Consider the following 7,316-nt stretch of genomic DNA (forward strand, 5'->3'; position numbering starts at 1 on the left):
CCTCGACCTCATCGGGCGGGCGGTGCGGGTGAGCGTGGAGACCGTGAGGGTTCACGAGAGGATCAGGGGGGTCCTCGAAGAACTTCTGCCTTCCCCGGAAGAGTCCTGAGGGGCAGAAGAGCGCCCCCGGAAGAAAGGGCGGGGGAGGGACGGAAGATTCCTCCCCTCGCGAGGGAAAAGTTCGTGAAGGAAGGGGCAAAGCCTTTCTCATCGCGTCCGCGAAGAGAGGGGGTCGGAACTTTCCCCCGAGGGTTCTCCGGGGGGAGCGTGTAAACGGCGCTCGCTAATCTGGATCTAATCCCGTAAAGGCGAAAGTCGGTTCTTGCCGTCAGGGACGGCGTTTTGCGAGAGGTGGGGGACTTGTGGTTTGACAAATAAGCACCCTACGGGAACCACCCCCCTTGACTGAAGGACCTCATTTTGTACTAGCATGCTTCCCTCATAAACGGACTTTTTGAGTGTTGTGTAAAAACACCCTCCCCTTTCGCGCCTTTACACACGAAGGGCCGCAAAGCAACGGAAGATTCTCCCGGCTTGGAACTTTTGGTCGCAACCCCCAACGGCGAAACGCCAAAGGTTGACTCAAGAAGAGGAGAAGTCCCCTTATTCATCGGCTGAGTCAACCCTTGAGTTATCATTTTTTCAGAGAAGTAAGAAGAGGAGTTTTAGCTCTACAGCACGGCTTTTTGCCTTGAGTCGACCCTTGTGCCGACCCCCCGTTTTTTGAGCCGATCCCCCCCTTGAGCCGAAACTTTGTCGGCACAGGGATTGGCTCAGAGGTCGGCACAACGGGAACGCCGTTTGGAAGGGCCTTGTGCCGACCTCCCTTCCTTGAGCCGACCTCCGCCCGCAGTGGACGGGGGGGAAAGTTACGGGGAAAGTTCCGAAGGCACCCTTGACAAATAGGCGCTTTTGAGTTACTCTCAGGGCGATGCGGTCCTCACCTATAGCCGGGCTCACCCGGACGCGCCAGCAGGTTTTCCGGGGCATTCTCGCTTTCCTGGCGCGGGAGGGGCGGTTCCCCACCGGAATCGAGCTCGCCGAGGCGCTGGGCCGCACCCCTGACGCCACGTGGGGGATCCTCAGGGCCCTGGCGCGGGAAGGGCTTGTGGAGCGCCACGAGGGGCAGTACGTCCTGACCCCCACGGGCCTGGAGGTCGCCGCCGCTCTGGGGGCCACCGTGTGGCGCGGGGACGAGGAGGTTCAGACCGCGCTCAGATTGTTGGGGGTCGGTCATGCCGCCGTCGAGGAAGGGCGCTGAACGGACAGAGCCGGGGTTCCCTCCCAAGGCCTCCCCGGCTCCCTTCCCCTGGGATCCACGCCGGATCCCTCAGCGCCATTATCCTCCTGGCGGCCCTATGTCGCAAGGAGGTAGTGGTGACGAAAGTCCAAACGAACGTCCTAGAGGTCATAGAGGAGCTAGCCCGGGAAATCACCAGGACCTCTAACGGGGCGTACGGCACTCACTTCAGGCGGATCGTCCGCGTCCTGCCTCCAGACGTCGCGGACCCCCACGCCTGGCTCGCCTCCCTGGACGACGCCGCCGTCGTTGAGCTCGCGAGGCGCCTCCAAGAGGTGGAGGGGAAGCCCCGTCCTCACTTCACCGCCGCGGTCAAGCGGGCGAGGGCGATCGCCCTCCAGAAACGGACCATCGACGCCATGCCCCCCACGTTCGCGGAGGCCCTCCGCTGGGCGATGGAGAGGCAGGGAGTGAGCCAGAGCGAGCTCGCGCGCCGGGTGGGAGTCAACGAGAGCACGGTCCGGATTTGGCTCAGGGGCAGCAAGCTACCCCGCTCCAGAACCGTCGTGACGCGGCTGGAGGAGGCCCTCGAACTGCCCGCGAATAGCCTGGCGGCCCGACTCCCCAGGTTTGGAAAGCAGCCCCTCGGGGTGAAGGGCGCCCGGTACCCTGGCTACAGCCGGACGTTCCTCCGGGTGGCCGCCCTCGCGCGCTACGGGAAGCCATGGGCGGACCTCGCCCCAGACGAGCGGGAGGCCCTCCGCCGGGAGGACGAGGAACGCTGGACCCGGCTCTCCAACCGCCAGGAACGCACCCGCCAGGCCCGGCGCGCGCCGTTCGCGTTGCCCTTCGACGCCTGGCCGGGCCACGCGCGGAGCGAGTGGCTGAACTACGAGCAGTACGCGTCGTCCCCCCTTGCCAGCAAGGCGCGCAACAAGCGGGCCATTAAAGGGGAACCTGTGGCGTCCAGGGTTTTGCGGCGCCCCACGCTTGAGAAGGAACACAGGTACTTGGAGCTCTTTTACGGCTACTGCGTCAACGTGCGTAGCATGAGCCCCGGAGCCCTCGGCTTCCACCTTCTCACGGACGTAAAGTTGCTGAATGACTACCTGGAATGGCGCATAGAAAGGTACGAGGGGAACATCCCAGGGCTCACGAGTACTGACGTTGCGTTCATCAACCTGGTCAAAAAGTTTTACAGGAATTACGTCAAGGCGATCGGCCTGAACGCCGACCTGGAGGGGCTCCGCGAGCTGGAGGAACGAATAAGACTTGGGGGGATCGACGAGACTCACGGCTACCACGCGGTCGAACCGCTCCTGGACACCCCGAGTCCCCTCTACTGGCTGAAGGAGGGGCTGGTCCTCATGCTCCGCGACGTCGCGGGACAGATGGGGGGCAACCTCCTGGCCCCCAGGTCCTCGTCTGACCCCGAGGCCGCCCATAGGGCTTTGGCCTTGTACCGGGACGCAGTCCTGTTCTGGCTCATGGCCGCCCACCCCCTCAGGGCGAAGCACTACTACGAGGCCCGCCTGGACGTGGACCAGTTCCGCAAGGGCGGGGACTTCGCCCCCGGGAAAGGGCACGTGGAGCGGAAGGACGGGACCTACTACCTGGCCTACCGCAAGCGTGAGTTCAAAAACGCCGCGGGGCAGGTCTTCCTCGGCCTCGCGGACGAGGATCTCGTGGAGTTCCCCCTCGCTGGCCTCGACCACCCGCTCCTCTTCCTAGAGGTGGGCGGGGCGCGGTACGCCCTCAACGACGTGTTCCACGTCTACCTCCACGAGGTCCATCCCCGCCTGGTGGAGGTTCTGAGGCGCTCCGGGCCCTTCCCGCCCCTCTTCCCGGGGCTCGAAAAGGAGAACCAATTCAGGAAGACGTTCCGCAACCGCTCCGCCTACGTGGCCGCCGTGCCAGGGGTGCCCCCCTACGTCCTTCCCTTCGGTCCCCACTCCGTCCGCCACATCGTAGCCACGGAGATCGTGAAAGCTACGGGAAGCTTTGAGGCCGCCGCCAACGTGCTCCTGGACTCCATACAAATGGTGCAACAGCACTACGCCCGCTTCGCGCCGCGCGACCGCTACCGCCACGGCTGGGAAAGCTACTCCCGCGCCCTAGGGGGCAGCCGATGAGCGACCTCCACGACCTCCTCCTGGCGCGGGTGGACGAGCTGGTGCCGGAGCTCCTCCCCGGGGCGCGGCGGGTGGGCGACGAGTGGCGGGCGGGCTCCGTCCAGGGCGAGCGGGGGAACAGCCTCGCCGTGGACCGCAGGAAGGGCCTCTGGATCGACCACGACCCCTCCGCCCCCGAGCCCCGGCAGGGAAACCTCCTCACCCTGATCCAGGCGGCGAAGGGCCTCTCCCCGGAGGAGGCCCGGCGCTGGGCCCGGGAGTGGCTCGGCCTCCCTGGAAGCCCCCTCCGCTCCTCGGGAAGGCGGGCTGGCGGTGGTTCCGGCTTTGCCCCCAGGGGCTCCGGGCTCCGGGCGCCTGGGGGCTTAGGTCCTCAGGCTCTTGAGTCCTCAGGTACCCCGGAACCCGGCGCGGACCCCTTCGACAACCCCCGCTTCCGGGACCTCCTCTCCCCCAAGGGCGAGGACGGGGCCCCCCTGGCCCCGGCCTCCGAGGAGGTCCTGAAGCGGCTGGTCTCCCGCCTCCTCCGCGCCCCGGAGGCGATGGCCTACCTGGAGCGGCGCGGCCTGGACGCCCGGGCGGTCCGCCGCTTCTACCTCGGCCTGGACGACACCGCCCGGGCCACCGCCGCCCTGGCCTACCCGGTGATCGGCCCGGACGGGTCCCCCGTCCGCCGCCACCTCTACTACGAGATCCCCGGCCTCACCCAGGGGGCGCCGGGCAAGGGGTGGGGGAAGGGGCGGCCCACCAGCTACTGGGCCGTCCCCCCCTTCGAGGGCCCCTCCCCCCGCCGCCGGCTCTTCGTCTGCGAGGGGGCCAAGGACGGCTGGGTCCTGTGGTTTCGCCTCCACGGCCAGCCCTGGGCCCAGGACCTCGCCGTGTTGACCTCCACCCACGGCTCCGCCGTCCCCGAGGCCTGGAAGGACCCCCTGTTCTGGGCCCCCTGGGACGAGGTGTACCTGGGGCAGGACGCGGACCCCGCCGGGGAGGAGACGGCCCGGAAGGTGGCCGAGCTCGCGGGCAGGCCCGTGCGCCGGGCGCGCGTCCCCGAGGGGATGGGCAAGGACTGGACCGACTACTTTCTCGCCGGGGGGACGCCCGAGGGCTTCCGCCTCCTCTTGGAAGGGGCCGAGGTCTGGGAGCCGGAGGCCTCCGGGGGCGGGATCCAGCTCCCCGACCCCGTGGACGTCAACCGAGCCTTCGTGGGGGGACACCTCTACGTCCCGGTGCGGATCCTGGAGAACCGGGGGGAGGAGGGGGCCCGCTACCGCACCGTGGTGGTCCGCTCCGACGGGGCCGTCCTGGGCTGGGGCTACCTTCCCGCCCCGCCCGGCACCCCCCCGGAGGACCGGGTCCTCGCCCTGGACGACGGCACCATCATCCGCAGGCCCCCCAGGGCCCCCGTGAACGCCTCCTGGAGCGCCGAGGCCATCAACCGCTTCCTGGAGGCCCGCAGGGCGGGCAGGAGCGCCATGACCGTGGCCCCCCGGGACCTTCCCCGGCTCATCGAGCGCCACCTCCGCCAGGTGGTCCTCCCCGGGGAGGACGGCTACGTCCTCGCGGCCCTCGGGGTGATGACCTCCTACGTGCAGGCGGTCTTCGACGCCGTGCCCCTCTTCCTGGTGGTGGGCCCGCCGGGCTCGGGGAAGACGGAGTTCGCCCGGCTCATGGCCGAGCTCGGGGCCAACGGGACGGTGGTCACGGGCCAGACCTCCGCCGCCACCGCCGCCCGGATCATCGACGAGACCGGGGGCCTGGTGGCCTTCGACGACTTGGAGGAGGTGCGCCACCGCTCGGGGAGCGCGGAGGCCTCCCAGCTGGAGCAGTTCCTCAAGGTCTCCTACAAGAAGGAGACCGCCCTCAAGAGCTGGACGGACACCAAGGGCATGCGGGTCCTCACCCTCAACTTCTTCGGCGTCAAGGTGATCACCAACACCCAGGGGACGGGGGACATCCTGGGGAGCAGGATGCTCGTGATCCGCACCGCCCGCCTCCGGGACCTGGCGAAGGGGAAGCGGCCCGAGGGCCTCTCCCCGGAGGTCCTGCGGGAGCTCCGGGACAACCTCTACGTCTGGGCCATGGAGAACGCCGGGGCCCTCCACGCCCTCTACCGGGAGCGCTTCGCCGGGGAGGGGGAGCGCCTGGAGGAGATCGCCGCCCCCTTGCGGACCATCGCCCACCACCTCGGGGACGAGGAGCTCGTCGCCCGCCTGGAGGAGGCCCTGAGGCGGCAGGAGGGCCGCCTGGAGGACGCCCTCTCGGACGCGGACGTCCTGGAGACGGCCCTCAAGGAGGTGATCCGCCAGGGGTACAGGACCCACGTGGCCCTGGTCCACGTGGTCTTCGAGGCCCGGAGGCTGGTGGGGGACGACTGGGGCCGGGAGCGGACCGTGGACATCCCCAGGTGGCGGGACCCCAAGTGGGTGGGGCAGATCGCCCGCAACTACGGGTGGGCCGCCCCGGAGGGCGCCGTGAGGCCCAGGCTCTGGGACAGGCAGTTCCGCGTCATGCGCCTGGAGCCCACCTTCGTGGAGCGGGTGGTGCGGGAGTTCATGGAGAGGGGCGTCCCCCTGGAGCCCCCCAGGCAACCCCTGGCCTTCTGCCTGGACACCCCGTGCACGGAGTGCGCTTACCTCCACTTCTGCGACCTCAAGGGGGAGAAGGAGGCCTGGGTCAAGAAGTACGGGGAGGCCCGCCTGAAGCAGCGCAGGCGCCAGCTCGAAGAGGAGTTCCGGGCCGTGATAGGTCCCCACCTGGACCTCGTGGAGGGAGGCCCGGGCGAAGGGGAAGGCGGAGGACCGGAGGGCCGCCCGCTCAAGGGCCTGAGCGCTCAGGTGCTCAGGAGCCTAGGCGCTCAGGAACCTGAGGACCTGGAGGACGGGGCGCTGGAAGGCCCCGGGGGTCGATGAGGAGGTGAGGGAAGTGATCCTGGCGGTGACGGGCTTCAAGGGGGGCGTGGGCAAAACTACCACCGCGGTGCACCTGGCCTGCTTCCTGGCGGAGCGGGGCCCCACCCTCCTGGTGGACGGGGACCCCAACCGCTCCGCCACCGGGTGGGACAGGCGGGGAGGCCTCCCGGTGCGGGTGGTGGACGAGCGGGTGGCCGCCCGCCACGCCCGGGACCACGCCCACGTGGTCATAGACACCCAGGCCCGCCCCACGGAGGAAGACCTCCGGGCCCTGGCCGAAGGGGTGGACCTCCTGGTCCTGCCCACCTCCCCCGACGCCCTGGCCCTGGAGGCCCTCCTCGCCACCCTGGAGGCCCTCCGGGGCTCGGGGGCCCGCTACCGGGTCCTCCTGACCCTGGTACCCCCTCCCCCGAGCCGGGACGGGGAGGAGGCCCGGGCCCTCCTGGAGGAGGCGGGGGTCCCCCTCTTCCAGGCCTGGGTGCGGCGGGCCGCGGCCTTCCCCAAGGCGGCCCTCCTCGGGGTGCCCGTGTACCGGGTGCCGGACCCGAGGGCCAGGCTCGCCTGGGGGGACTACGTGCGGGTGGGGGAGGAGGTCCTGAGGGAGGTGGAGAGGTGAGCAAGTTCGCCAAGCTCCTCAAGGAGGTGAAGGGGGAGGAGGCCGCCCCCGAGGGGCGGGCCCGAGGAAAGAGCCGACGGGAGGACTACGTGGCCATGAAGGTTTACGTGCCTAAGGAGCTCCACCGCAAGCTCAAGCTCAAGGCGGTGGAGGAGGGGAGGGAGATCTCGGAGCTGGTGGAGGAGGTGCTGAGGAAGCTTCTTCTGTAGGAAGGAAAGGTTCCTGTAGTAAAGGGCTGCCTCAAATTCCTTCGTGTGCTACTTGATCTGGACCCTCGGGATGTGAAAAAAGAGGGGGTGCCATGCGGCAAGATCGTGAGCACCCCCTTTACCATCTTGACGCAGAGACCCTTCTGGTGGCTACCTACATCTGGGTTGATGACGAGCTCAAGGCTTTGCAGGCCCAGGGGTTCAAACTCCCCC

5 protein-coding genes and 1 pseudogene are annotated in these 7,316 nt (G+C 68.7%); all 6 read left to right on the forward strand.

Annotation, left to right across the window (positions count from 1 at the left end):
- Window positions 1–931 precede the first annotated feature (931 nt).
- The gene (locus AC01Y6_RS09045; RefSeq protein ID WP_476671206.1) at window positions 932–1,261 is read left to right on the forward strand and encodes a LexA family protein; all 330 of its coding nucleotides are present in this window, start codon (window positions 932–934) and stop codon (window positions 1,259–1,261) included.
- 113 nt (window positions 1,262–1,374) lie between these two features.
- Window positions 1,375–3,372 (forward strand): helix-turn-helix domain-containing protein, encoded by a 1,998-nt coding sequence (locus AC01Y6_RS09050; RefSeq protein WP_476671208.1) that lies wholly within the window; start codon window positions 1,375–1,377, stop codon window positions 3,370–3,372.
- A complete protein-coding gene (locus AC01Y6_RS09055) occupies window positions 3,369–6,278 on the forward strand; it encodes a hypothetical protein (protein WP_476671210.1) in 2,910 nt (969 codons plus the stop codon). Before AC01Y6_RS09050 ends, AC01Y6_RS09055 begins: the two co-directional genes overlap by 4 nt.
- 4 nt (window positions 6,279–6,282) lie before the next feature.
- Window positions 6,283–6,894 (forward strand): nucleotide-binding protein, encoded by a 612-nt coding sequence (locus AC01Y6_RS09060; protein WP_476671211.1) that lies wholly within the window; start codon window positions 6,283–6,285, stop codon window positions 6,892–6,894.
- The gene (locus AC01Y6_RS09065; RefSeq protein WP_428720694.1) at window positions 6,891–7,103 is read left to right on the forward strand and encodes a hypothetical protein; all 213 of its coding nucleotides are present in this window, start codon (window positions 6,891–6,893) and stop codon (window positions 7,101–7,103) included. Before AC01Y6_RS09060 ends, AC01Y6_RS09065 begins: the two co-directional genes overlap by 4 nt.
- A 92-nt stretch (window positions 7,104–7,195) precedes the next feature.
- Window positions 7,196–7,316 (forward strand): annotated as a pseudogene (locus tag AC01Y6_RS09070) (transposase); the annotation flags it as partial.

Source organism: Thermus sp. (genome assembly GCF_056332225.1).

Coding starts and splice junctions, on each gene's coding strand:
- AC01Y6_RS09045 (WP_476671206.1), top strand. CDS start 932: ATGCGGTCCTCACCTATAGCCGGGCTCACCCGGACGCGCCAGCAGGTT.
- AC01Y6_RS09055 (WP_476671210.1), top strand. CDS start 3,369: ATGAGCGACCTCCACGACCTCCTCCTGGCGCGGGTGGACGAGCTGGTG.